This window comes from Actinobacillus delphinicola, assembly GCF_900638385.1.
Classification (GTDB): Bacteria; Pseudomonadota; Gammaproteobacteria; order Enterobacterales; family Pasteurellaceae; genus Actinobacillus_C; species Actinobacillus_C delphinicola.
The window spans coordinates 110,306-137,036 of record NZ_LR134510.1 but is presented as its reverse complement, the minus strand read 5'-3'; the positions used below and the strand labels follow the sequence as shown (position 1 = coordinate 137,036).

Below are 26,731 nucleotides of genomic sequence, written 5' to 3'. Positions count from 1 at the left end.
AATGAACCATAAAACATGAGAAGGAAAAGAAAGAAGGGAAGTATTAGTTTCCTACGACAGTCCTAACTGTTTCAGGTTCGCGGGTATATTCTCAGCAGTTGCACCCCGACTAATTGCGGTAAGTGTATTGGAAATACTTAGAAAAGTATAGTGCTTTTAAAATATAAACCTAAAGAGGTAACCATTAGGATAAAAATACACCATTTCTTGGATTTTTATTTGCACAAATAAAAAAGCTTAACTATAATTGCGCCGTTTTTTTACATAAATTTTACATAAAAGGTATTTAAATGAACTTTAAAAAAACTTTACTTGGTGCAAGCATTTTAGCTGCAACCTTAGCACTTTCAGCATGTAATGACGATGCAACATCTGTAGCAAGCAGCCAAGCAACACCAGCTCAAGCAAGCACTGCAACAACTGCTCAAGTTAAAGCACAAGCACATGAAGTGGTTGGTGCAACTAAAACTTTAGCAAAAGATGTTGTTGAAAATGCGAAAGCACAAACTCACGCAGCAGTTGCAGCAACTAAAGAAGCAGCAAGCAATTTAGAAAAAGCAGCAAAAGAACAAGCAGCGGCAGCAGTAGATTCAACTAAAGCAGCAGCAACAAATATGCTTGACTCAATGAAAAAAATGGCAAATGATGCGGTAGATTCTGCAAAAAATACTGCTAAAAGTGCAGTAGATGCTGTTAAAACAACCGCAGCAAACACTGTATCAGATGCTAAAGATAAAGCTGCATCAACTGTAACTAAAGCAGAAGATAAAGCGGCATCAGCAGTTTCAAAAGCAGAAAACAAAGCAAGCGAAACGATGACTAAAGCAGAAGGCAAAGCAGCAAATGCAATGAACTCTGCAAGCCAAGCAGTTGATAAAAAACTTTCTAGCTTACTTTCTTAATTTACGATTTAAGAAACGAAAAGACCGATTTATTCGGTCTTTTTTTGTGGTTAAAAAATTAATAAAAATAATAAGTTGCCGAATTTTACATAACTTTCTATAATAGCGAAAATTGTTCTCATAGCTCAACGGGATAGAGCAGTTGCCTCCTAAGCGACCGATAGAGGTTCGAGTCCTCTTGGGAACGCCAAAATTACCACGCCCGCTTTTTCATAAAATTTTTCGAAAAAGCGGGCGTATTCATTTAAAAAAATAAAAAAGACCGAATAATTCGGTCTTTTTTCATATTAACTAGAAATTCGCATTACGTGGCGCACGTGGGAATGGAATTACATCACGAATATTTTGAACCCCAGTTACATAAACGATTAAACGTTCAAAACCAAGACCAAAACCTGCGTGAGGAACAGTACCGTATTTACGAAGATCACGGTACCACCAGTAATCTTCAGCTTTTAAGCCCATTTCAGCCATACGTTGATCAAGCACTTCTAAGCGTTCTTCACGTTGTGAACCACCAATAATTTCACCGATTCCAGGTGCTAATACGTCCATTGCTGCAACAGTTTTACCGTCATCGTTTAAGCGCATGTAGAATGCTTTGATATCTTTTGGATAGTTTTTCACAACAACAGGTGCTTTGAAGTGTTCTTCTGCTAAGTAACGTTCGTGTTCAGAAGATAAATCAATACCCCATTCAACTTTAAATTCAAAGTCTTTGCCTGATTTCAGTAAGATATCGATCGCATCAGTATAATCAACTTGAACGAAATCTGAGTTGATGAAGTTTTCTAAACGAGTAATTACGTTTTTATCAACACGTTGTGCAAAGAATTCTAAATCATCACGACGTTCTTCCAACACTGCTTTGAACACATATTTAAGCATTGCTTCGGCAAGTTTTGCATCATCTTCTAAGGTTGCGAATGCAAATTCTGGTTCAACCATCCAGAACTCAGCTAAATGGCGAGTTGTGTTAGAGTTTTCAGCACGGAAAGTCGGACCGAAAGTATAAACTTTGCTTAATGCGCAAGCATAAGTTTCCGCATTTAACTGACCAGACACGGTTAAGAAAGATTCTTTACCAAAGAAATCTTGGCTGTAATCCACTTTGCCTTCTTCGGTACGTGGTAGGTTTTCTAAATCTAATGTAGAAACACGGAACATTTCACCAGCACCTTCAGTATCAGACGCAGTGATTAATGGTGTTGCCACCCAGTAGAAACCTTGTTCTTGGAAGAAACGATGGATTGCACCAGCAAGACAGCTACGTACACGTGCAACAGCACCAATGATATTGGTACGTGGGCGAAGGTGAGCAACTTCACGTAAATATTCAATACTGTGGCGTTTTGCTGCCATTGGGTAAGTATCTGGATCTTCAACCCAACCCACAACTTTTACCGCATTTGCTTGAAGTTCAACGGCTTGACCAGCTGCTGGAGATTCCACAACCACACCTGTTACTTCAACTGCACAACCTGTGGTTAAACGTAAAACTTCGCTTTCATAGTTTGGAAGATCATTATTTGCAATCGCTTGAATTGGATCAAAACAAGAACCGTCATAAACCGCTAAAAAAGAAAGTCCCGCTTTAGAATCACGACGGGTACGAATCCAACCTTGTACAGTGACTGTTTCACCAACGGCAACTTTACCTTGCAACACGTCAGCAACAGATGCTACTTTTGTCATATTTACCTCTAATTTTTTATAAAATTCATCGCATTTTACCGTATTTCTTACCCAAAACTAAAGAGTTAGCAACGAAAAAAGCGAATTTTTCCACGCCTAGATTTTCGGAAAAAATTATACAAAAGATTATTTTATTCTTCAAAAGGCATGGAATAACATTAATGAATAAAGATATAAAAAAAGCGCCTAAAGGCGCTTTTTTAGTGGATGTTATTATCTATTTGCTTGGCGTTTTTGGTGAAGGCTATATACCACATAACCCACGATACCAAATAGAATTGGACCACATACCATTGCAACAGATTGGAATATACCACCTTTATCATGTTGTACGATAGGTTCAATAATTGCGAAGAAGTTAGCAAAAGCAATGATTAGGGTCACAATTACAGCAAAGATAGTTGCTGTACGTTGTGTTTTGAATACCATAAATGATTTTCCAAATTCACCTGCCAATTGTTTTTTCTTAAAGAAAATATAAGCAACAGATAAGAAAACATAAGGAATAGACATTGCAACATTCGTCATCAAAATAAGTACACGGAAGAATTGTGAAGCATTTTGACCACCGAACGATACAAAAGCAATAAGAATGATAACAAGGACTGCTTGTGCCCACATTGCATTTGCTGGCATATCATTTTTATTCATACGGCATAATTTTTCAGGCCAAATACCTTTTGGCGAACCTTCGATTAATGTACGTAATGGTGAATAAGATAAAATGAAGAATGCACTTACAAGTGAAATAAACATTGATGCACCAACATAACGAGCCATCCAGTTACCTAAAATGACAGCGGTTGATTGATCTGCACCAAAGCTAATACCTAATTGATAGCCTAAATTATTCAGTACGATATAAGCAACGTTACCCATGTGTACTTTATCACTATGAAGGATTTCCCCCCAGTTTGTGAAAGCACCGCAGGCTAAGATACCTAAAGCATAACCAAGAGCAACAACAACTGCAGCAATTAAAATGCCTTTCGGGAAATTCTTTTCAGGATTTTTAATTTCATCAGCTAATGTCCCGATAGCTTCCAATCCACCAAAAGAGAAGAGGGCAAAGGTTAAGAATGCTAACATCCCCAAGATTGATTGATATTCAGGCATTGGCGAAACAGTGAAGGAGTGTGCAATATTTTGAATAGGTTGAGCTAAATGACCATTTTTTAAGTAAACAATCAAACCACCTAAAATCAGAACAACATTTAAAAATGCAGTGGCGATACCCCCAACAGTTGCTACCTTACTGATGTTTCCTAACCCACGACTACCGATTGCAGTAACAATAATCACGAGGATAATGCCCAACACCCCTAAAGTCTGAACAGAGCTTAATCCGAAAAGTGACCAGGTTGAGGTTTGATCTTGTCCGTAGAAAGCATAGCTTAGAATTAACCATAGACTAGAACTAACAGAAACCATCCATACCGCATATGATGCGTACCACATAAAGGTTCCAATAAAAGCAAAACCTCCACCGACTGATTTATCCATCCAAGCGAGGATCCCCCCTTTTTCTTTACGGAATGCAGCCCCGTATTCGGAGATCATGAAAGCATAGGGAATAAAGAAGAATAGGGCGACGAAGAAATACCAAGGAATGGCTGCATAGCCCATGAGGTAAAAGGAACGAGGCATATTGGCAAAACCATATACCGATGAAAAGATCATTAAGATCAATGCGATAAGTGTGAGTTTTTTTTGAGGCATGGGTTTAGTCCTTTAGGGTTACCAGTTTCAAAGTTGACAGAGAATAGCATTTTGCCCATATTTTTTTTATGAGAAAGATCACAAAAAATAACATTACTTTGTAGAACGCTATAAATTTATGTGTATTTGCTTGAAATTTGAACAATAAAAACGCCTCAATTAGAGGCGTTTTTATACTCAGTTAACTATTCCCACTCAATCGTTGCAGGTGGTTTGCCTGAAACGTCGTAAACGACGCGGGAGATGCCGTCAACTTCGTTGATGATGCGGTTTGAGATTTTACCTAAAAGATCGTAAGGTAAATGTGCCCAGTGCGCGGTCATAAAGTCGATAGTTTCAACGGCGCGGAGTGCGATAACCCAATCGTATTTACGACCATCGCCCATAACGCCAACAGATTTCACTGGAAGGAATACCGCAAAAGCTTGGCTTACTTTGTAGTAGTAATCGGCTTTGTGTAATTCTTCAATAAAGATTGCGTCAGCACGGCGGAGTAGGTCGCAGTATTCTTTTTGAATTTCACCCAATACGCGAACGCCTAGACCTGGACCTGGGAACGGGTGGCGGTTAAGCATTTCTTCTGGTAAGCCAAGCGCTAAACCGATACGACGTACTTCATCTTTAAATAATTCACGAAGTGGCTCAACTAGACCAAGTTTCATGTAATCTGGCAAACCGCCTACGTTATGGTGTGATTTAATAACGTGTGCTTTACCGGTTTTGCTTGCTGCAGATTCGATAACGTCTGGGTAAATGGTGCCTTGCGCTAACCATTTAACATTGGTTTGTTTATGCGATTCTTCATCAAAAACATCAACGAAAACTTTCCCAATCATTTTACGTTTTGCTTCTGGATCGGTTAAGCCTTTTAATGCGTCAAGGAAGCGATCTTCTGCGTCTACGCGGATAATGTTTAAACCAAAACGGTCGCCAAACATTTCCATAACTTGATCTGCTTCATTTAAGCGAAGAAGACCATTGTCAACGAATACGCAGTGTAATTTATCGCCAATAGCACGGTGAAGAAGGAGGGCAGTGACTGATGAATCTACGCCACCAGAAAGACCTAAGATAACTTCGTCATCACCAACTTGTTCTTTAATACGTTTTACAGCATCTTCGATGATATTTGCAGGGGTCCATTCTGTTTTACAACCGCAGATTTCCACGACAAAGTTAGTGAGTAAGCCTAAACCACATTTAGTGTGCGTTACTTCAGGATGGAATTGTACACCATAGAATTGACGGCTTTCATCGCTCATTGCAGCGATTGGGCAAGTTGGAGTAGAAGCGATGGTTTGGAAACCTTCTGGTAAACGCGTTACTTTATCACCATGGCTCATCCAAACATCTAATTTATTGTTTTCACTTGCTAATTTTGCGAATAAACGATCAACTGCGTTAAGTTCGATTTCTGCATAACCAAATTCACGTTGGTTAGAACCTTCAGTTAAGCCACCAAGTTGCATTGCCATGGTTTGCATACCGTAGCAAATCCCAAGTACTGGCACACCTGCATTAAATACATATTCTGGCGCAACTGGGCTATTTTCTTCAGTCGTACTTTCTGGACCACCAGAAAGGATAATCCCTTTCGGATTAAATTCACGGATCTGTTCTTCCGTCACATCCCACGCCCAAAGTTCACAATACACCCCAATTTCACGAATACGACGTGCAATAAGTTGAGTATATTGAGAACCGAAGTCGAGGATGAGGATTTTGTCATGATGTATATTGGTCATTTTATTTCCTAGTTAACAGTAAAAGAATCGGTCCGTAAAGATTACGGGTATATAGGTAAATGGTTCATTTTACCATTTTTTATAGATGTTTAACTATAAAAATAATGTACCTAATAAAGGTAAAATTGAATTAGCTTTGATATAAATCAATAATAAAAAGGAGAGAATATTTTTTTCAATAAATATTGAAAAAATATACAATTAATGCTGAAAAAAGCGTTATGAAACAAATTGCTAAATCGTTTTTTTTTTGTACAATTTCGCGAAATTATTGTACAAGCATTAGAACAATGGCATTTTTCTATAAATTTACATTTTCTATTATTTAAAAAAGAATCAATTTGACACAACCTGTCGTTTGCTTATGGCATATGGCTTCTATAATTAGTGTATAGATATTAGTTACGGTTAAAAAATAATAGTAAATGAAAAACCAAAAATTAGCTCAAAGAATTTCTGATATTTTATTCAGATTAACTCAAGAAGAAAAACTTAATGTAGAAGAATTAGCTGAAGAATTTGGCGTTTCTTCTCGTACGATCGAACGTGATTTTAAAGAACGTTTAAATTTTTTCCACTGGGAAGAATGCAAAAATGGATTTTATAAATTAGACGTTAAAAAATCAGGATTTTTAACTCAAGAGGATATTAAGCGCTTTGCTAATTTTGCGAGTATTTCAAATTTATTACCAGAGATTGATAAACAATTTTTTGAAGAAATTTTAACCCAAAGTATTTTTGTTAAAGGGTTAAATTATGAAAATATTCAGCATCTATCCCAAGAATTTAAACTTATTAATCAAGCGATAAAAACTCATCAAAATATCACCTTTTTTTATCAAAAAAATACCGCCCAAGCTGGGAGTTATTATAAAGTTTCTCCTTATTCTTTAGTGAATAAAAATGGTATTTGGTACCTGATTGGTATAGATAATAATCAAAATAAAGAAAAAACGTTCTGTTTTACAAAGATGAATAAACTTTCACTTTGTAATGAAAGTTTTACTCCAAACCTACAGCTTTTAGATCATATTAAAAATAACGATAGTATCTCCATTGGCAATCAATTGCCTGAAATTGTAGTTCAGGTTAGCCCTTTTGCAGCCCCTTATTTTACGCGACGGAATTTATTACCCAATCAAGAAATTGTTCATCAATTGGAAGATGGTGGGCTAATTTTGACGTGTAAAGAGGTCAATGAGTTAGAAGTTATCCCCCTTGTAAAATATTGGATACCTCATCTTACGATTATTAGTCCAAAATTTTTACAAGAAAGGATGGAAAATCAGTTGAGAGATTATCTTCGATATGATGAAAAAAATTAACCCATCACATACTGTAATAAATCAGTATTTTTATTAATCAACATTTAGGAAAAATTATGCAACGTGTAATTCAACATGATATTTATATAGAACATAATCCATTTACAATAGAAACTAAGATTGTAGTCGATAAGGGCGAAACAAAACTCAATTTTGCTGATGGTATGTACTCACAACGCCTTCAACTATGGATTGATAAGTTTTTTGATATTCTACTAAAAGAAGTAAATGATAATGAAAAACAGCCACAGGCAGATTATTATCTTACCTTTAAAGGTGTGCCTGCTGATATTAAAGATATGGAAGAAGCTGTTGAAAATGCTAGAAATAAAGGCTTAAACGTATATTTAGATGTAATAGAAATGCCTGATGGAAATCAGCGATTAAAAGATATTCAGAGCTTAATGCAAGAGGCTGAACAAAATCCACTTTTTGATGCTGCATTTAAAAATCAGGATTCTGGTTCAAGAATTAAAGCAAATTTTAACTCAACTTTTGATAAAGATTTTCATATTTATATCGCTGCCACGATGTCAGCAGGAAAATCAACATTTATTAATGCATTGCTAGGAGAGGATTTATTACCTTCAGCCAATGAAGCTACCACGGCTACTATTGCTCAAATTGAGGATGATCGACAACTTCCACCTGGAGAATTTTGGGGGCAACGAATTAATCATCAGGATCAAATTGTAGATGAAAATCAAAGAATCTCCCTTCAAACTTTGACAGAGTGGAATAAGAAAGAAAATACAAAGTTAATTCGGATAAAAGGCAATATTGGTATTAATAGTCGTGATGATGTTCGCTTAATTATTAGTGATACTCCTGGACCAAATAATAGTGAAGATCCAAGACATCGCCAAGTAACCTTTAAATATATTCAAGATTCTCGAAATAATCCTTTAATACTTTATATTTTAAATGCACAACAACGTGGCACGGATGATGACAAAGCTACATTACAAGAAATTTCTAGATTGATTCAAAAAGGAGGGAAACGAACCAAAGATAGATTTATTTTTATATTAAATAAGGCTGATGCCTTCGATCTTGATAAAGGTGAAACAGTTCAGGGACAACTTGATAAAGCTAAAAAATATCTTGAAGATAATGAGATTTTAGACCCACAAATTTTTCCAGTTTCTGCATATGTAGCAAATCTATTACGCAGAGAACAAAAAGGAAAAGAATTAACACGAAAAGAAGCAAGGGCTCTTCCAGGACTCAAGGAAGATTTTTTGGAGCCAGAATTGAATCTGATTCAATATATGCCATTAAGTAAGGCGACTAGAGAGAGACTAGATAACTATAATGGTGAACCAGCATTACTTCATACGGGTATCCCAGCTATTGAAGCAATGATCGATGAATATATTGAAAAATATAATATTCCAGATCGTGTATATCGTGGTTATAGTGTTTTAAAAGAGGCGATTGAGGTAAGCGAAGCTGAAAAAAAGACCTTAGAAGCCATCGGAGAAAACGAAAAGGAAAACGTAAAAATTACCCAAGAAATCGAAAGTATCCGATTAAACAAAGAAGCAAGTGAAAAATCAAAATCTGTAATTCGTAAAAAAATTGATGATAAAACTACACTTTATTCTGTAGATAAGATGAATGAAATTGTAGATATTGAGGCAGATATTCGTAGAACAATCATGAATTTTAGTAATGATTTTATTGGTCAAGAGTTTGATAGAAGAAAAGCAGAAGAGAAATTAAATAAGCTTGAAAATGAAATTCAGATAAAATCAGAACTTGTTATTAATAATTTGAATAATATCGTACTTGATTGCCAAGATTTTGCTCAGGAAAAGCTAACTGAATTATTTGAAGATTATATTTCTGGATTATTCGATAATTTAGATATTGATAGTATTCCATTACCGATGATTAATGGTATTAAAGATCAATTAAATAGTATTTCTACATTAACTGGATTTGGATTAAACGAAGATGAAGTTACAGTAAGAGATAAAGAAGTTGTCTATCAAGTTACAGTATCTGATTCTAGTTGGTGGAATCCGTTCTCATGGGGAAGAACCCGTACTGAAAACCGTTATAAAACTGTTAAAGAAGAATATGTAGTAGGTCAAGACTTATGGGAAGAGAGAGGTAAGGACATAGAGTCTTATTTTAATAATTTAATGAATACAGTTAAACAAAGAATCCATACTGACATTGAAAATTATGGGCATAAATTTATGGAATTTATGGATGTGGAATTCACTAAAAAACTTGATGAAATTATTAATTCACTTACCAATAAAATGGCTAATAAAAAGCAATTAGAAGAAGAAATTGCTCAGGCTACATTGAATTTAGAGAAAATTAATGTATTTAAACAAAGATTAGAAAGTGTAGTTGAATTATAAGGAATCTTTTATGAAAGATAATTTTATTAATGAACTTAAAGATATGAATATATCTGCAAGATCTAATCAGATAAAACTTAATAGTTTAAATGATAATTTATTTGTTCCATTTAATTCAGTTATTTCTGATATTAAAGAACCACATTATTGGGATAAGTATTATTTAGCTTCAAAAATAGATTGCTTAAGTCAACATTTTTCTAAAGAACTTATTGAACATATTATTCAAGTTAAAGAAAAAATAGAAAAAGATAATCTAGATAAGAACTTAGATAATATAGATAAGACTATTTCATCTAAAAAAGAGAAAAAAATGTCAAATAATCAAAAGCCAGACTTGGATAAGTTTAGTCCCCAAGATAATAACCTTAATAAGGCATTACAAGAGGGAGATATTAACCGTATTCGTAATGCATTAATGTCTTTATTGGGAAATTTACATTTATCTTTAGAGGAAGTTTCAAAATCAATTTGGTATGTTTATGAAAAAAATCCTAATGTTTTCGTAGCATATGAAATCAATGCATTTAGTCCTGAAATCAATACAGAATCAGATAAATGGGATAGTAATTATTTCTATCGCCAGCAAGGCTATTTAAATATGAACTTTGCATTAGAACGGTTATTACATCTTTTTAATGTTAGGGAATTTTTATCTACTAAAGATGGTAATTTTAAGCAAAAGGATACAAGAAAAACTGAGAGAAGTTCTGATAGTAAAATTAATAGTAATGATAGGTACTCACGATCTAATGAAAATGTGCGTGCCCATACTGAAAATTATACAAAACAGACTAATTCTTTTATCAAAATTGCAGCCACAGTAGGTGGAGTTATTTTTGCCGTTATCGGTGCTATTTTCTTATTTAAATAGGTAAGTAAAAATGAAAAATCAGCATGAACTAATGCTTGCATCGCAGAATAAGGTGCAAAATATTTTACTAGATAGTTATAATATTTTAAATAAAAACTATTTATCAGATATCCATCGTTATCCACTCGTCAGATTAAATAATTCTGATTTTATTAGTCTTTCTACAGATGTACGTATTTTCTGTATTGAAAGACTGGTCATTGAGAATAAACATAACATTTTAGAGCGCCTTACTGCAGCCTATAATGCATTAGGAAGTGCTGGTTTTTCTGTCTTTCTTATTTTACAAAGTGACGGGAAAGCAACTAATCTATATTTAGGCGTTAAAGGTAAATATAAAGGGAATTTTGCAGGGACGTTATTAACGTCTAGTTTAGAAGGATACTTTCAAGGTAGTGAATTTAAATCACTATATGCTGATGAAATTACTAACTTAGTGAATGACTTTCAGGGCAAAACATTGGTGAGCACAACGGGGGTTCCGTCGTTAGCTATTGATGAACGTGAAAACTTTATGCAAGGTATTGAGCATTTTATTGATGCGGCTGAAGGACAGGCTTATACCGCACTTATTCTTGCCGATCCCGTTACAAAAGATACGCTAAATCAAATGAAGATTGGTTATGAAAATACGGCAACTCAACTTTCACCTTTGTTAAAAACATCGTTAGCATATGGTCAAAATGAGAGTGAAAGCGTTGGAATTACACTTAATGAAAGTATTAGTCAATCACTAGGGGAAAGCTTAGGATTGACTCAAACGACAGGTACGAGTGAAAGTATAAGTAAAGGGGTAAGTGTGGGTACTTCATCTTCTTATAGTCATTCGGTAAGCGAAAGTGTAACTACGCAGACAGGGATTGGCAAATTTTCTGATTCTTTAATGCTGACAGGACATCCTGCAGGTCTTATGGCAGGTATGGTTGCAAAGAATTTTTCTGAAAGTACGACAAGAGGGACATCAGAGACATGGACTGAATCAAAAAGTTTTACGACAACTGAAACAGCAACCCATGCAACCAATAGAAGTACCGCAAACAGTCAAACGAAAACGCAAACAAATTCTACTTCTTACTCACAAGGAGAGAATCGCAATGTTTCTACAGGTTCAAATCGCCAAATGACCATTGAAACGGTTAATAAAGGTGTTGAGCAGTTGTTGAAGCAGGTGGATTTACAGTTAGAGCGCTTAGAAGATACAAAACGTTATGGTGGTTGGAATACGGCTGCATATTTTTTAACGGAAACCGAGGCGCAATCAGAAATTTTAGCTAGCATTTTCTCAGGATTAATGCGTGGTAATAATTCTAATAGTGAGAACTTTACAATCAATTCGTGGGGGCGTAATGAACGAGTTATTTCTTATCTACGCAATCTTTCGCACCCTCGCTTAAAACCAAATTATGCCACTGATTTAGCCGTGGAGTATGTGACTCCAACGACATTGTTGTCTGGTAAAGAAATGGCGATGCAGTTGAGTTTACCGCATGCGTCAACTTCGACAGTTTCAGTGATCGAAGCGAAAACTTTTGGTCGTAATATTCGCCGTTTAGATAAAACAGATAAGCAGCCAAGCATCCATTTAGGACAGGTACGACATTTATATAAAGACTTAGATCATAATGTCGATCTTGATATTAATAAGCTTTCTGGGCATATCTTTATTACTGGCTCTACAGGTTCAGGAAAAAGTAATACGGTTTATCAATTATTAGATCAGCTTAGCCAAAATCAAATACATTTTATGATTATTGAACCCGCTAAAGGTGAATATAAAAATGTATTTGGGCAACGAGATGATGTGACCGTTTTGGGAACCAATAAACAATATAGCGAACTATTACGGATTAACCCTTTCCGATTCCCTAAAAATGTGCATGTGCTTGAACATATTGATCGCTTAGTTGAGATTTTTAATGTGTGTTGGCCGATGTATGCAGCAATGCCTGCGGTTTTAAAAGAAGCTATCTTAAAATGCTACAAAGAAACTGGTTGGAATTTAGAAGATTCTATTAACCCATATAGTGAAGAATTATTCCCAAGTTTTGTGGATTTATTGGAGGCATTAAAAACGGTTATTAATGAATCTGAATATTCACAAGAAGTGAAAAGCAATTACATTGGTTCGTTAGTCACTCGTGTTAAATCATTGACCAATGGTTTAAATGGACAAATTTTTGCCAATAATGAAATTGATAATCACCTTTTATTTGATAGCAATGTTGTGATTGATCTTAGCCGTGTAGGTTCTTCAGAGACCAAATCTCTAATTATGGGGATTTTGATTATGCGTTTAAGCGAGCATAGGACTGCCAATGCGGACAATATGAATAGTCCACTTAAACATGTTACGGTTTTAGAAGAAGCGCACAATATTTTAAAACGCACCTCTACGGAACAATCCAGTGAAGGCGCAAATATGTTGGGTAAATCAGTAGAAATGCTTTCTAATGCGATTGCGGAAATGCGTACTTTTGGTGAAGGTTTTATTATTGCTGACCAATCACCAAGCGCTGTGGATATTTCTGCAATTCGCAATACAAACACCAAAATTATCATGCGGATCCCTGATGATAATGATCGCCAATCTGTGGGTAAAGCAGCAGCGATGACACCAGAACAGATTGATGAAATTGCCAAATTCCCTCGAGGGGTGGCTGCGGTTTATCAAAATGATTGGTTAGAACCTGTACTTTGTAAAGTTGCTCACTTTAAGGGGGAAGAAAAACCTTATCAATATACCCCGTCTGTTCAACGTAGCAATAGTGCAAAACGCAAACGCTTTAATCTAAATTTGACACGGTTTTGGTTACAAAAAGAATTGGAATATGTTGATCTTGATGCGCTGAAAACAGGTATTTTTGAATTTATTGCAAGTGGTAAAGCCCGTGCGATCGTGCTTAATCGTATTGCATTATTTGAAAATCGTAGTCCAGCCTTTGATCTTGGTTCACAAGATTATATCAATACGTTAACCAAAATTATGGCAGATGAAGAATTACATAGTTTGGAACAATTAAATTCATTCTATGAATATGTTCCTGAATACGTTCATGATGCTGCATCTAAATTTTTATTTAGTTAAATGCTAAGGAAACTCCATGTCTATTGAAAAACTTAATACACCTGAGAATTTGGATAAAGTTACGCCAAAGAATAATACAGATCGTTTAAGCAGTTTTAGTTTAAAAGAAGAAGTAAAAACGACATTTGAAGGCAACGTTATTTTGCCTAAAAATGGTGGGGAATGGACAGGCGAACCTGGAAACTCAGAATGGAAACCAGATCCTGATTATGTTCCACCGTCAAAATCGCCAAATGTTGAACGCCCTAGAAATAATCCAGATAATTTGTCATGGTCTGATATTCTAGATAAACACGGTATGGATTCGGTTCCATTTAAAGACGGTTATCCAGACTTATCACAAGTGGCAAAAGAAAGCATTCAAATTGATGACTTTGGCATTGCTCGTGATGAAAATTTTGATCAAGCCGATGAAAAGACTGCTAAAAAGTGGGACGAAGAAAAAAAAGACGGTAAAACTTGGACTGCAGATGATGTAGCCAAATGGCGTAAAGAAAATAATTATACTTGGCATGAGTGTGAGGATTGTTGTACTTTACAGCTAGTACCGACAGAAATTCACAATAATATTCCGCATAGCGGTGGAATTTCATTGAAAAAAGCTGAATTAAATAATAATTAAGGAGTGGAGAAATGAATCCTTTTTTAAATGATCTTGTAAAGAAACGTGGTTTTGTAAAACCAATGCAATTTAATTATCAAGGCAAGGCGTGGAATATCACCCTTAAGTTTAAAGCACGTGCGCAAGATACTCAAATTACGCCAAAACAGGAAGAAGCGTTTGATGCGTTTTACAATGAAAAAGTGCATTTTGAAAAACTCACTGAAAAACTAATTTGTGATTATATTGAGCATTTTCAATTTGAAGATACAAAAGTTGAGCCTACAACCTTATTGATTGATAAAGAAGGTATGGTTGCACTTTTATGTGAATGTGCTTGGGATCCCGAAGAAGGTATTGCGGTAGTATTATTACCAAAAGCCTATGTGACAGTGCAAAATGAAATTTTATAATCTATGATTATATTTAAATAGATAAATAAAAGGCTTATGAATTTTCATAAGCCTTTTTGTTATTTTAGCGCTCAACTCTCATAAATTTTTACGAAAATTGAGGCGTGGGGTATTAGCGCATTTGGTAATTTGGTGCTTCTTTAGTGATGGTTACGTCGTGGACGTGGCTTTCTTTGATGCCTGCGCCGCTGATTTCAACGAACATCGCTTTAGTACGAAGATCTTCAATGGTTGCGCTACCAGTTAAGCCCATGCAAGAGCGAAGACCACCCATTTGTTGGTGGATGATATCTTTTAGATAGCCTTTGTAAGGAATACGTCCTTCGATACCTTCTGGTACTAATTTATCCGCTGCGTTGTCGCTTTGGAAGTAACGATCGCTTGAGCCTTTCGCCATCGCACCTAATGAACCCATACCGCGGTAAGATTTAAATGCACGACCTTGATAAAGTTCGATTTCGCCTGGAGCTTCTTCAGTTCCTGCGAACATTGAGCCGACCATGACACAGCTTGCACCAGCAGCGATAGCTTTTGCGATATCGCCAGAGTAACGGATACCGCCGTCAGCGATAACAGGGATACCAAGATCTTTTAATGCTTCTGCTGCATCAGAAATAGCGGTGATTTGTGGTACACCTACGCCTGTTACGATACGAGTTGTACAGATTGAACCAGGACCGATACCCACTTTAACTGCGCTCGCACCCGCTTCAGCTAGGGCTAATGCACCTGCTGCTGTTGCAACGTTACCTGCAACGATTGGAAGGTTAGGGTATTTTTTACGTGTTTCACGAACACGTTGTAATACGCCTTCGCTGTGACCGTGTGAGCTATCGATAAGTAATACGTCAACACCTGCTTCAACAAGGGCGGCAATACGTTCTTCATTCCCTTCGCCAGCACCAACAGCTGCACCTACACGTAAGCGACCAAATTCATCTTTACAAGCGTTTGGTTTGCTTTCTGCTTTTTGGAAGTCTTTTACAGTGATCATACCGATAAGTTTTTCGTTATCGTCAACGACTAATACTTTTTCGATACGGTTGTTGTGCATTAATTTTAAAATGTCAGCACGTGGAGTATTTTCTTTTACGGTGATAAGACGTGCTTTTGGCGTCATCACTTCAGAAACTTTTTTGCTAAGATCAGTCACGAAACGGGTATCACGACCAGTGATGATACCAACAAGATCGTTGTTTTCATCAATAACTGGATAGCCTGCGAATTTATTTTTCTTTACAATTTCAGCAAGTTCAGCCAAAGTAAGGTCAGGTGACACGGTAACAGGTTCAGTTACCATACCGCTTTCGAATTTTTTTACACGGCGAACACGATCAGCTTGGCGTTCGATTGACATATTTTTATGGATAAAACCGATACCGCCTTCCTGCGCTAAAGAGATTGCAAGTTTGGTTTCTGTTACGGTATCCATTGCTGCAGAGAGCATTGGAATATTTAAGGTGATTTCTTTGGTTAATTTCGTGCTAAGATTAGCGGTATTTGGAAGCACAGTAGAGTGTGCTGGGACAAGTAAAACGTCGTCAAAAGTTAGGGCTTTTTTTGCGATGCGTAACATTTGCAATACTCTCTCTTTAATTGATAGTTAAAAATATTGCGGTCGGATTATACAGAAACTAGGAAAAGAATAAAAATATTTTTTGTTTAAAAGTGAGCTTTATACGCATGAATACCGAAAACATAAACGATGTTACATTGCTTTCTACGCTTTGCGAGGCAGGAGAGATTTCTGCAGATTTACTTGCAGAACGTTTTTCAGTGACAAAAGAGGCGATTTTATCGCATTTACATTATTGGCAAGCGCAGGGTGTACCGTTACATTTTGAACAAAATGATGAAAAAATTTACTTTGATTCAAAACTTCCTTTATTAGATGGCAGAAAGATTTTACCTCTTTTACCCAATACTCGGTTGATCTATCAGCCTGTCATTGGTTCAACCAATGATTTTCTATTGACGCATCAGGATTTGCAGTCGGGTACGCTTTGTATGGCTGAATTTCAGACGCATGGGCGTGGGCGACGTGGGCGGCAATGGTTTTCGCCGTTTGCTGGGCAGTTTATTTTTAGTGTATTGTGGCAATTTCCTAAGCAACTTGATTTAAGCGGGCTAAGTTTGGTGGTGGGGCTAGCGATTGCCAAGGCATTGCGGCAATTAGGTGCAGAAGATGTCCAGCTAAAATGGCCGAATGATATTTTATTAAAAGGAAAAAAACTGGGTGGAATTTTGGTAGAACTCGCATTCCCTCCCACACCATACTGCAATGCGATTATTGGAGTAGGACTAAATTGGATGTTTGAGAGGGAAATGCCGATTGATCAACCTTATACGAATTTGCATTCCGTATTGCCAGAATATGATAGAGAAGCGATCTTTGTTGCAATTTGGCGACAATTAAACGCATTTTTAGAGCAATTTACGCAATTTGGCTTTAAACCTTTTGTTGAAATGTGGCGAGAGTTTGATGCATTTGCGGGAGCGTCTATCGTTTTGCAAAATAGTCATCAGCAAATTCAGGGAATCGCTTGTGGCATTGATGAAAAAGGCTGGTTGATTTTACAAAATGCACAAACAGGCGAGCGTGAAAGTTTTTGTTGTGGGGAATTTTCATTACGCTCGTGGCAAAAAAATTAAACAGGGATAAATCAGAAAGGCGGTCATTAACCGCCTTTTGTTTTTATTGACGTGCAAGGCGAATACTTTCTGGAACCGCTTCAAAGTTAGAGCGGTATGGGTTAATGTCTAAGCCACCACGACGAGTATAGCGTGCGTAAACGGTTAATTTTTCAGGTTTTGCAAAATGTAATAAATCACAGAAAATACGTTCTACACATTGTTCATGAAATTCATTGTGATCACGGAAAGACACGATGTAACGTAATAATTTTTCACGATTAATTTTGCGTCCGACATAGTGAATTTGGACGGTTCCCCAGTCAGGTTGGCTAGTAATAAGACAGTTGGATTTGAGTAAATCGCTCACTAAATATTCTTCGATAATTTCATCCTTTTCGCAGCAATTTTCGAGTAATTCCGCATTAAATTCATAATTATCGATACAAATATCTTGATTATCGATATTTTCACCATGTAGCACTTCGATAGGTTGTTGTGCATAGGCGGTTAAAGGTTTAACCACGACTTGGACCTCACCTTGCGCACATTCTGCGAGATCTTTTTGGAGCGTGCTTTGTACGCTAGCAAAATCAGCAAATTTAGTTTGATTAAAACTATTAAGGTAAAGTTTAAAACTTTTAGATTCAATGAGATTTTGTGATCGGAAATCAATACTTACTTCAGCAATCGCAACTTGTGGTAATCCTTTTTCATTTAACCAAGAAAGTTCAAATGCCGTCCACATATCCGCACCAATGGTGAAAGGAACATTGCCTTCAATCCCGAGTTTTTCACGGTTTAAACGGCGTGGCACAGGTTGAAGTAGAGTAGGATCGTAGAATTTTGCGTACTGGGTCTTTTGCCCTAATTTTAATGCCGAAAGACTTTTGTCTTGATACATAATTTATCCTTTAAAAAATAAACACGCCCCCATTTTCGCAAAAATTTTTAGGAAAATTGGGGCGTGATGAATTAATGAAATAGCGCTTGATATGCGGTGCGAGAGATGCGTAATCCGCTGCGTAAAATAATAATACTTAAAATCGTACTTGCGACAGGATCGACCCATTGCCAATTAAGGAAATAAGCACAGAGTCCAGCGATGATGGCAATAACAGAACCAAACATATCGGCAAGAACGTGCCAATAAGCCGCTTGAATATTAAGATTTTCCTGATCGCCAGTGTGAATAATTTTCGCCACAATAATATTTACGATTAAGCCCAAGGTCGCCACAATAATCATTGGCAGAGCAATAAGATGTTCTGGATGATAAAAACGGCGAATCGCCTCAAGAATGATGAGTGCTGCGACAATCGCTAAAGACAACCCATTAAAAAGGGTGAGATATTTTGCGACTTGTGGGCGTTTTTCGGTTAAATGCACTGCGAAGAAAGCTAAGGCAAGAGAAAAAGCATCATTCGTCATATGTCCAGCATCTGCCATTAATGAAAGACTATGCACTAAAAAGCTCGTCACCCATTCGACAAACATAAAAGTAAAGATGAGCCAAAAGCTCCATGCAAGTGCCCGTTTGCTTTGTGGCACGTGGTGATGGCAATGATCGTGTTCATGATCGTGATGATGTGACATAGTTTTTTCCTTCCTTAAACAGGTAATTGCATTTCTCTTATTGTCATAGAAAGTCCATCAATCAATAAAACACGACCGCATAAGGTTTTACCGATTTTTAAACAGACTTTTATGGCTTCAAGGGCTTGCATCGAACCGATAATGCCTACAATTGGGGCAAGTACGCCAGTTTCGACACAGCTTTGACCGACTTCGCCAAAAAATTGGCTTAAACTATGGTAAGTCGGTGTATTTTCTTCATAAGTAAAGGTGCTAATCAGTCCTTCCATACGGATTGCCGCACCTGAAACAAGGGGAACTTTGCATTGTTGGCAAAGTTTATCTAATTGATTGCGTGTTGTGAGGTTATCGCTACAATCTAACACAACATCCACTTCGCTAATTAATTTTTGCATGAGCGCATCATCAGCATGTTGGTGGATACTGGTAAGATGAATATGCGGGTTTAATTTACGCAGGCTTTGTTCTGCCGAGCGCACTTTTTCCATACCTAAACGGCTGTCATCATGTAAAACTTGGCGTTGTAAGTTGGATAAAGAAACAGTATCAAAATCTAATAAAGTGAGATGCCCAACGCCTGCTGTTGCAAGATATTGAGCAGCTGCGCAACCTAAACCACCTAATCCGACGATCAACATACGGCTGGATTTTAGGCGTTCTTGCCCCTCAAAATCAATCGCTTTTAAATGAATTTGGCGGACGTAACGTTTTTCTTCTTCAAGGGTTAATTCCACGAGCTTACCCCAAAATTTCGTTAAAAACTTGAATTGTCACTTTTTCGCCTGCTTCTACATTACCGCGATCTTTTTCAAGGACGATAAAGCAGTTACTTTTCACAAATGCACTGAAAAGATGAGAGCCTTGGAATCCCACGCTTTCTACCACAATTTGCCCATTTTCATTGACATGATAGAAACCACGTTGGAAATCTAAACGACCTGGACGTTTTTTCAGGGAAACGGTTGTTGTTGCAGGGAATTCTTGTGGGGCTTTCCATTCACTAAAACCACTTAATTTCGCAATTGCAGGTTGCACAAGTTGATAGAACGTCACTAAGGCAGAAACAGGATTGCCTGGTAGACCACAGAACCAAGTATCACCTAATTTACCAAACGCAAAGGGTTTACCTGGTTTCATTGCAATTTTCCAGAAATTGATTTGACCTAATTTTTCTAAAACAGTTTTGGTAAAATCCGCTTCGCCGACAGACACGCCACCACTGGTGATAATCATATCCGCTTGTTGTTGAGCTTGAATAAAACTTTCTTCAAAACGAGCAGGATCATCAGGCAAAATGCCAAAATCAATAACTTCGCAACCGAGTTTTTTTAACATTAATGACACAGTAAAACTATTCGTATCATAAATTTGACCTTCGCCAAGCGCTTGACCTACTGGCACTAATTCATCACCTGTTGCAATCACGGCAACCTTGATCTTTTTAAATACGCTTACCTTTTCTAAGCCCAATGAGGCAAGAAGTGGGAGCGCTACACTTGTTAGTTTCGCACCTTTATGTAAAACAACGTCTCCTTTTTGAATATCTTCACCTTTACGACGAAGATTTTCGCCACATTTTGGGATTTGCGTGAAAGAAACACGACCATCTTCATGTACAGTAGCATTTTCTTGCATAATCACGGCATCGGTTCCGCTTGGAATCATCGCTCCCGTCATGATACGAACAACACTACCTGTTTCCCATTCACCTTGAAACGGGATACCTGCAAAGGCTTTGCCTGCGACTTTTAAAGGCTTGCCTTCCTCTAAATCGTTGAGACGAACTGCGTATCCATCCATTGCGGAATTATCGAAAGCAGGCACATTGATAGGGGAAAGAATATCTTCCGCACAGATACGATCTGCTGCGTCTTTTAATGAAAGTAATTTTGTTGCTGTTGGTTGTGGCAACTGTTGTAACATTTGGTGCAATGCATCATTTAGAGGAAGCATAACTCTTCTCCTTTTAGTTTTAATTCAATCTATCGTGAGTTTAATAAACTGTTATTCTAACGTTAAATTGATTAGAATTGTTAAGTTTTCAGTTTTTTTTCGCAATTTCTGCGAGCGGACAATGAATTATGCTAGAATGTCCGCTATTTATTTTCAAAGGATAGTGAATGCAAGATATTTCAGTAGAAGCAGCACAAGTTAAGCGTGCTTTAGCGGAACAAGGGCTTGAAACCCCAATGCTTCCACAAGATAAAACAAAGAATGAACGACGCAACGAAATTCAACAAAAAATGCAAGAGGTGTTGACACTAATTGGATTGGATTTAAGTGATGACAGCTTGCAAGAAACACCAAAACGCTTAGCAAAAATGTACATTGATGAGATTTTTAGTGGATTGGATTATCAAAATTTCCCTAAAATTACCAAAATAAAAAATGCGATGAAAGTAAGTGAGCGTGTTCAGGTAAATGATATTACGTTGACAACGACGTGCGAACATCATTTTGTCACAATTGATGGAACCGTAGCGATTGCATATTATCCAGCAAAATGGGTAATCGGATTATCTAAATTAAACCGTATCGTTGATTTCTTTGCAAAACGTCCGCAAGTTCAAGAACGTTTTACAGAACAACTTTTAGTTGCACTACAAACTATTTTAGAAACCCAAGATGTAGCGATTTATGTCAACGCAGCACATTATTGTGTGAAAGGACGTGGTATCCAAGATAGCAATAGTTATACCATTACTTCGGCATATGGTGGGGTGTTCTTAAATGATCGTGAAGAGCGTAAAGAGTTTTTAGCTTGCGTTCGTCATAAATAAAAAATTTCCGAGAAAATCGGGGCGTGATTTTAAAAATTAAAAAAGAGAGAGCGATATGTTAAAAGTTCTATTTTTTGCACAAACGAGAGAACTCGTAAACTGCGATAGTTTAGAAATGCCCGCTGAGTTTGCAGATGTAGAGGCTTTGCGCCAAGCACTTGCACAAAAAGGAGAAAAATGGGCATTAGCGTTACAATCTGGCAAATTACTTGTCGCTGTAAATCAGAAACTAACAGGATTTGATACTGCATTACAAGACGGCGATGAGGTTGCCTTCTTCCCGCCTGTAACAGGAGGCTGATATGGCAGAAAACAATACAATTATCCTTGTTCAAGAGGCAACTTTCCAACAACAAGATACTTATCAATGGTTGTCTGAACCTGCAAATGTCGGGGCAACTGTGATGTTTGTTGGAAAAGTGCGTAATCTTAATATGGGCGATAATGTATCAGGATTACATCTTGAACATTATCCCGAAATGACCCAAAAATCATTGAAGGATATTGTTGAACAAGCCCGTGCTCGTTGGGATTTAGAGCGTGTAGCCGTGATTCATCGTATTGGTTCGCTTAAAATTAATGATGAGATCGTGCTGGTGGGAACCAGTTCTATGCACCGAGAAGATGCCTATCATGCCAATGAATTTATTATGGATTACCTAAAAACCCGAGCGCCTTTCTGGAAGAAAGAGCAAACCGATAACGGTGAGCGTTGGGTCGAAGGGAAAGATAGCGATCAGGAAGCAGCAGCTAAATGGTAATTCCGACTATTTAGAAGATAATAAAAAGGCGAGTAATAGTAACTCGCCTTTTTTTATTTAATCGGTTCCGCCAACGGTAATTTCATCAATTTTAACCACGGGTTGACCTACGCCAACAGGCACAGATTGTCCTGCTTTACCGCAGATTCCAATACCATGATCAATTTCAACATTTTTTCCAACCATTGAAATTTTGCTCATAATATCAATTCCTGAACCAATTAAGGTTGCACCTTTGATAGGATGAGTAATTTTACCGTTTTCAATTAAATAAGCTTCTGCGGTTGAGAAAGTGAATTTACCCGATGTGATATCTACTTGACCACCGCCAAAGTGCGAGGCAAAGACACCATAATCAACGCTTTTAATCATGTCTTCAAAATCACTTTCACCTGCTTGCATATAGGTATTCGTCATGCGTGGCATTGGTAAGTGTGCATAGCTTTCACGGCGACCATTTCCAGTCGGTGCGACACCCATTAAGCGTGCATTCATTTTATCCTGCATGTAGCCCTTTAAAATACCATTTTCAATTAAAGTATTACATTGTGTCGGTGTGCCTTCATCATCAATATTCAATGAGCCGCGGCGATTTGGTAGCGTTCCGTCATCCACAATGGTGCAAAGAGGGCTTGTGACTAATTCGCCAATTTTCCCTGTGAAAACAGAGCTTTCTTTGCGGTTGAAGTCGCCTTCTAAACCATGCCCAACCGCCTCATGTAATAAAACACCTGGCCAGCCTGCGCCAAGGATTACAGGCATTGCGCCTGATGGTGCGGCTTTGGCTTCGATATTAATTAAGGCTTGGCGGACAGCTTCTTTTGCGAAAAAGACCGCACGTGGTATGCCTTGGAAATCGGCAAGGAAGTAATCCAAAGGTAAACGACCGCCCACGCCACTACGACCGACTTCACGTTTTCCATCTTTTTCAACTAATACAGAAATAGAAAGGCGAATTAATGGGCGAATATCTGCCGCCAAGGTACCATCTGTCGCTGCCACTAAAATTTCTTCATAAACGGCACTGAGGTGTGCATTCACTTGAGTAACATAAGGACTTTCTGCCCGTGCGGTTTGATCGACTAAACGGAGGAGGGCAATTTTTTGTTCTTTTTCTAAACTTTCAAGTGGATTGAAAACTGCATAGCGTGCTTGAATTTTCGGAGAACGGTAACGAGGCGGAGTAATTTTGACATTCTCTGCCTGTGTTGCAATACCTTTAACCGCATTCGCACATTGGATAAGGTTAGCGAGATCAATTTGATCGGCATAAGCAAACCCTGTTTTTTCACCGCTTACAGCACGCACACCAACACCACGATCAATGTGGAAACCGCCTTCTTTGATGATGCTATCTTCAAGTGACCAACTTTCATCTTGGCTTAACTGGAAATACAAGTCAGCATAATCCAATTGGCGTTGTGACATAGCATCAAAAACCTTATTTAAGGCATTACAATCAAGTTGACTTGGAGCTAAAAGCGAGTCAGATACTTTCTGTAAAATCATATTTTTTCCTATTAAACGTCATCGTTTAGATAAATTTTTCTGAAAATCGGGGCGTGATGAATTAAATCACGACGACATCAAATTGTTCTTGCGTATAGAATTGTTCCGTTTTAATTTGGATTTGCTTACCAATGAAAACCTCTAGTTCGGCAAGTAGTCCGTGGCATTCTTCTGTAATCAAATATTCCGCTACTGCATGCGATGCGTACACGATAAATTGTGTAGATTTGTATAAACGATTAACACGGATAATTTCACGACTAATTTCATAACAAACTGTTTCAACACTTTTTACGCTACCACGTCCTTTACAAGATGGACATACGCAACAAAGCACATGTTCAAGGCTTTCACGGGTGCGTTTGCGTGTCATTTCCACTAAACCAAGTTGTGTAAAACCATTAACGTTAGTTTTGACACGATCTTGGGCAAGTGCTTGTTTTAGTGCTTCTAGAACACGTTCTCGATGGTCATCAGATTGCATATCAATAAAATCAATCAAAATCATGCCACCTAGATTGCGTAATTGCAGTTGGTGGGCGATCGCTTTGGTCGCTTCGATATTGGTATTAAAAATGGTTTCTTCAAGGTTACGATGACCAACGAAAGCACCTGTATTGATATCAATTGTAGTCATAGCCTCGGTTTGCTCAATAATGAGGTAGCCACCAGATTTTAAATCAACACGAGGTTGTAAGGCTTGTTGGATACCTGACTCCACACTATGCAAATCAAACAAAGGTTTTTCGCCTTTATAATGATAAAGTTTATCCGTAAGTTGTGGCATAAAACTACGAGTAAACTTTTGTACATCAGTAAAACATTGTTGAGAATCGATGTAGATGATATCGAATTTTTTTCCAATAAAATCACGTAATAGGCGTTGGGTAGGGGCAAGTTCCTCGTAAAGAACCGCAGGCGCAGTCTTACGGGCTTTACGTTCTAAGATTTTTCGCCAAAGACGTTTTAAAAATTCTGCGTCTTGAATGAGTTCTTCTTCGGTAGCGCCTTCAGCTGCTGTGCGTACAATAAATCCCCCTAGCTCATCGCACAGGGGTAAAACAAGTTCTTTTAATCGATTACGTTCTTCTTCGCTTTCAATACGTTGCGATACGCCGACGTGACTATTTTCTGGCATAAAAACGAGATAGCGAGAAGGTAGGGTAATATCCGTGGTGAGTTTTGCCCCTTTTGTCCCGAGTGGATCTTTTACGACTTGGACTATAATGTCTTGCCCTTCGCGCACGAGTTCACTGATATCTTTTGCTACAAATTGTTTTTTTTCATTTTCATCAACGCATTCAGTATGTGAAACAATATCGGATACATGTAAGAAACCTGCTTTATCTAGTCCAATATCAACAAAGGCGGATTGCATGCCAGGCAAGACACGCATGATTTTACCTTTATAAATATTGCTCACGATACCAAGTTTAGCGGTGCGTTCGATATGAATTTCTTTGAGTGTTCCTGCTTCAACAAGCGCAAGACGTGTTTCATTTGGGGTAACGTTTACCAATAATTCAACAGTATTCATCATTTTTATTCTTTTAAATTTAAAATTTTATCGTCTTAGTCTAACTAAAAGGGAAATAGAATAACAGGAATAAATATTGTAGAATTCGGGTTTTTTATCATCTTTAAGTAATTTTATGACAAATAAACCAATTGATTTTAGACATTTTTATCAGCAAATTGCATTAAGTCCGCTTTCACACTGGTTAGAAACGTTACCAGCTCAGCTTCAGCAATGGGAAAAGCAACCTCATGGCGAATATGAAAAGTGGCAGAAAGTAATTGATTTTCTACCTACGCTTGACATTGAGGACGTGGATTTAAAAAATGCGGTAAAAGTGACTGGGAAAGCGCCATTATCTTCAGGCGAGAAACAACGCATTATTCATCATTTAATGCAACTAAAACCTTGGCGAAAAGGTCCTTATCATTTACATGATATCCATGTGGACTGCGAATGGCGGAGTGATTTTAAATGGGATCGCTTATTGCCCCACCTTGCACCATTAAAAGATCGCTTAATTTTGGATGTTGGTTGTGGTAGTGGTTATCACATGTGGCGAATGGTAGGGGAAGGCGCAAAAATGGTGGTGGGAATCGATCCGACAGCTTTATTCTTGTGTCAATTTGAGGCAATACGTAAATTTTTAAACAATGATCGTCGTGCAAATTTAATCCCATTAGGCATTGAGGAAATGCAACCACTTGGTGTATTTGATACTGTCTTTTCAATGGGTGTGTTATACCATCGTAAATCTCCACTCGATCATTTAACACAATTAAAAAATCAGCTTGCGAAGGGCGGAGAGTTGGTATTAGAAACCTTAGTGGTTGATGGTGATGAGAATACAGTGCTTGTGCCAATGGATCGCTATGCCAAAATGAAAAACGTTTATTTCATTCCTTCTGTACCTGCTTTAATAAAATGGTTAGAAAAAGTGGGCTTTACAAATGTACGTTGTGTAGATGTAGCGGTTACTACGACGGAAGAACAACGTAAAACAGATTGGTTAGATAATGAGAGCCTATCTGACTTTCTTGACCCAGATAATAGCCAATTAACTATTGAAGGGTATCAATCGCCAAAAAGAGCCGTTATATTAGCTAATAAGGCTAATAATTAATAGATTTTTATATAAAAAATGATCTAAAAGGGGTTTTATTTTGTAGAAATTTGAGTAGAATCTGAGGTGCACGTAACG

General features: G+C 37.4%; 22 protein-coding genes, 1 tRNA gene and 1 riboswitch. Of the genes, 13 read left to right on the top strand and 10 right to left on the bottom strand.

The window, feature by feature from the left end; all coding sequences use genetic code 11:
* Positions 1 to 31: 31 nt before the first annotated feature.
* Positions 32 to 118, bottom strand: a riboswitch (TPP riboswitch).
* 172 nt (positions 119 to 290) lie between these two features.
* Both EL259_RS00635 and EL259_RS00630 read left to right on the top strand, forming a co-directional pair.
* Positions 291 to 902 (top strand): hypothetical protein, encoded by a 612-nt coding sequence (locus EL259_RS00635; RefSeq protein WP_126598040.1) that lies wholly within the window; start codon positions 291 to 293, stop codon positions 900 to 902.
* A 114-nt stretch (positions 903 to 1,016) separates the two neighbouring features.
* Positions 1,017 to 1,092: transfer RNA gene (locus tag EL259_RS00630), tRNA-Arg, on the top strand.
* 101 nt (positions 1,093 to 1,193) lie between these two features.
* On the opposite strand, the gene asnS is transcribed toward EL259_RS00630, so the two are convergent.
* The 3 genes from asnS to guaA form a co-directional block, all read right to left on the bottom strand.
* A complete protein-coding gene (gene asnS / locus EL259_RS00625) occupies positions 1,194 to 2,597 on the bottom strand; it encodes an asparagine--tRNA ligase (protein WP_126598038.1) in 1,404 nt (467 codons plus the stop codon).
* 213 nt (positions 2,598 to 2,810) lie between these two features.
* Positions 2,811 to 4,316, bottom strand: coding sequence for a glutamate/gamma-aminobutyrate family transporter YjeM (yjeM, locus tag EL259_RS00620; protein WP_126598036.1), 1,506 nt, complete (start codon positions 4,314 to 4,316; stop codon positions 2,811 to 2,813).
* A gap of 185 nt (positions 4,317 to 4,501) precedes the next feature.
* A complete protein-coding gene (gene guaA, locus EL259_RS00615; RefSeq protein ID WP_126598034.1) occupies positions 4,502 to 6,061 on the bottom strand; it encodes a glutamine-hydrolyzing GMP synthase in 1,560 nt (519 codons plus the stop codon).
* Positions 6,062 to 6,486: 425 nt separating this feature from the next.
* Between guaA and EL259_RS00610 the strand changes: the two genes are divergently transcribed.
* Genes EL259_RS00610 through EL259_RS00585 form a run of 6 tightly spaced genes read left to right on the top strand, consistent with a single transcriptional unit; the run spans position 6,487 to position 14,737 of the window.
* The gene (locus EL259_RS00610) at positions 6,487 to 7,386 is read left to right on the top strand and encodes a helix-turn-helix transcriptional regulator (RefSeq protein ID WP_126598032.1); all 900 of its coding nucleotides are present in this window, start codon (positions 6,487 to 6,489) and stop codon (positions 7,384 to 7,386) included.
* Positions 7,387 to 7,442: 56 nt separating this feature from the next.
* On the top strand, positions 7,443 to 9,764 hold the full coding sequence (locus tag EL259_RS00605; RefSeq protein WP_126598029.1) for a dynamin family protein: 2,322 nt from the start codon (positions 7,443 to 7,445) through the stop codon (positions 9,762 to 9,764).
* A gap of 10 nt (positions 9,765 to 9,774) precedes the next feature.
* Positions 9,775 to 10,638 carry a hypothetical protein gene (locus tag EL259_RS00600; RefSeq protein WP_126598027.1) on the top strand — a complete coding sequence of 288 codons (864 nt, stop codon included), beginning with the start codon at positions 9,775 to 9,777 and terminating at the stop codon, positions 10,636 to 10,638.
* A gap of 10 nt (positions 10,639 to 10,648) precedes the next feature.
* Positions 10,649 to 13,723: an ATPase, T2SS/T4P/T4SS family gene (locus EL259_RS00595; RefSeq protein ID WP_126598025.1), complete on the top strand. Its 3,075-nt coding sequence runs from the start codon at positions 10,649 to 10,651 to the stop codon at positions 13,721 to 13,723.
* Between the two features lie 16 nt (positions 13,724 to 13,739).
* Complete coding sequence (locus EL259_RS00590) at positions 13,740 to 14,345, top strand: HNH endonuclease (RefSeq protein ID WP_126598023.1); 606 nt, start codon at positions 13,740 to 13,742, stop codon at positions 14,343 to 14,345.
* 11 nt (positions 14,346 to 14,356) lie between these two features.
* A complete protein-coding gene (locus tag EL259_RS00585; RefSeq protein WP_126598021.1) occupies positions 14,357 to 14,737 on the top strand; it encodes a hypothetical protein in 381 nt (126 codons plus the stop codon).
* Between the two features lie 112 nt (positions 14,738 to 14,849).
* Here the strand turns inward: EL259_RS00585 and guaB are convergent, their stop codons facing one another.
* Positions 14,850 to 16,313 carry an IMP dehydrogenase gene (gene guaB, locus EL259_RS00580; protein ID WP_126600789.1) on the bottom strand — a complete coding sequence of 488 codons (1,464 nt, stop codon included), beginning with the start codon at positions 16,311 to 16,313 and terminating at the stop codon, positions 14,850 to 14,852.
* Between the two features lie 107 nt (positions 16,314 to 16,420).
* On the opposite strand from guaB, the gene birA reads away from it, so the two are divergent.
* Positions 16,421 to 17,389 (top strand): bifunctional biotin--[acetyl-CoA-carboxylase] ligase/biotin operon repressor BirA, encoded by a 969-nt coding sequence (gene birA / locus EL259_RS00575; protein WP_126598019.1) that lies wholly within the window; start codon positions 16,421 to 16,423, stop codon positions 17,387 to 17,389.
* Positions 17,390 to 17,432: 43 nt separating this feature from the next.
* Here the strand turns inward: birA and queF are convergent, their stop codons facing one another.
* The 4 genes from queF to moeA all read right to left on the bottom strand — a co-directional run bounded on the left by queF (position 17,433) and on the right by moeA (position 20,917).
* A complete protein-coding gene (queF, locus tag EL259_RS00570; protein WP_126598017.1) occupies positions 17,433 to 18,275 on the bottom strand; it encodes an NADPH-dependent 7-cyano-7-deazaguanine reductase QueF in 843 nt (280 codons plus the stop codon).
* A gap of 68 nt (positions 18,276 to 18,343) precedes the next feature.
* Positions 18,344 to 18,964: a cation diffusion facilitator family transporter gene (locus EL259_RS00565; protein WP_126598015.1), complete on the bottom strand. Its 621-nt coding sequence runs from the start codon at positions 18,962 to 18,964 to the stop codon at positions 18,344 to 18,346.
* Positions 18,965 to 18,978: 14 nt separating this feature from the next.
* A complete protein-coding gene (locus EL259_RS00560) occupies positions 18,979 to 19,698 on the bottom strand; it encodes a molybdopterin-synthase adenylyltransferase MoeB (RefSeq protein WP_126598013.1) in 720 nt (239 codons plus the stop codon).
* A 4-nt stretch (positions 19,699 to 19,702) separates the two neighbouring features.
* The gene (gene moeA / locus EL259_RS00555) at positions 19,703 to 20,917 is read right to left on the bottom strand and encodes a molybdopterin molybdotransferase MoeA (protein WP_126598011.1); all 1,215 of its coding nucleotides are present in this window, start codon (positions 20,915 to 20,917) and stop codon (positions 19,703 to 19,705) included.
* Positions 20,918 to 21,084: 167 nt separating this feature from the next.
* On the opposite strand from moeA, the gene folE reads away from it, so the two are divergent.
* Genes folE through moaE form a run of 3 tightly spaced genes read left to right on the top strand, consistent with a single transcriptional unit; the run spans position 21,085 to position 22,505 of the window.
* Positions 21,085 to 21,744, top strand: coding sequence for a GTP cyclohydrolase I FolE (gene folE, locus EL259_RS00550; protein WP_126598009.1), 660 nt, complete (start codon positions 21,085 to 21,087; stop codon positions 21,742 to 21,744).
* A gap of 55 nt (positions 21,745 to 21,799) precedes the next feature.
* Positions 21,800 to 22,045 carry a molybdopterin synthase sulfur carrier subunit gene (moaD, locus tag EL259_RS00545; protein ID WP_126598007.1) on the top strand — a complete coding sequence of 82 codons (246 nt, stop codon included), beginning with the start codon at positions 21,800 to 21,802 and terminating at the stop codon, positions 22,043 to 22,045.
* Between the two features lies 1 nt (position 22,046).
* Positions 22,047 to 22,505, top strand: a complete 459-nt coding sequence (moaE, locus tag EL259_RS00540; protein WP_126598005.1) for a molybdopterin synthase catalytic subunit MoaE — start codon at positions 22,047 to 22,049, stop codon at positions 22,503 to 22,505.
* Between the two features lie 57 nt (positions 22,506 to 22,562).
* Here the strand turns inward: moaE and tldD are convergent, their stop codons facing one another.
* Both tldD and rng read right to left on the bottom strand, forming a co-directional pair.
* Positions 22,563 to 24,011, bottom strand: coding sequence for a metalloprotease TldD (tldD, locus tag EL259_RS00535; protein ID WP_126600787.1), 1,449 nt, complete (start codon positions 24,009 to 24,011; stop codon positions 22,563 to 22,565).
* A 64-nt stretch (positions 24,012 to 24,075) separates the two neighbouring features.
* Entirely contained in the window at positions 24,076 to 25,551 is a 1,476-nt protein-coding gene (gene rng / locus EL259_RS00530; RefSeq protein ID WP_126600786.1) for a ribonuclease G, read from the bottom strand.
* 115 nt (positions 25,552 to 25,666) lie between these two features.
* Here rng and cmoB point away from each other — a divergent pair, with 115 nt between their 5' ends.
* Positions 25,667 to 26,653, top strand: a complete 987-nt coding sequence (gene cmoB / locus EL259_RS00525; RefSeq protein ID WP_126598003.1) for a tRNA 5-methoxyuridine(34)/uridine 5-oxyacetic acid(34) synthase CmoB — start codon at positions 25,667 to 25,669, stop codon at positions 26,651 to 26,653.
* Positions 26,654 to 26,731 lie beyond the last annotated feature (78 nt).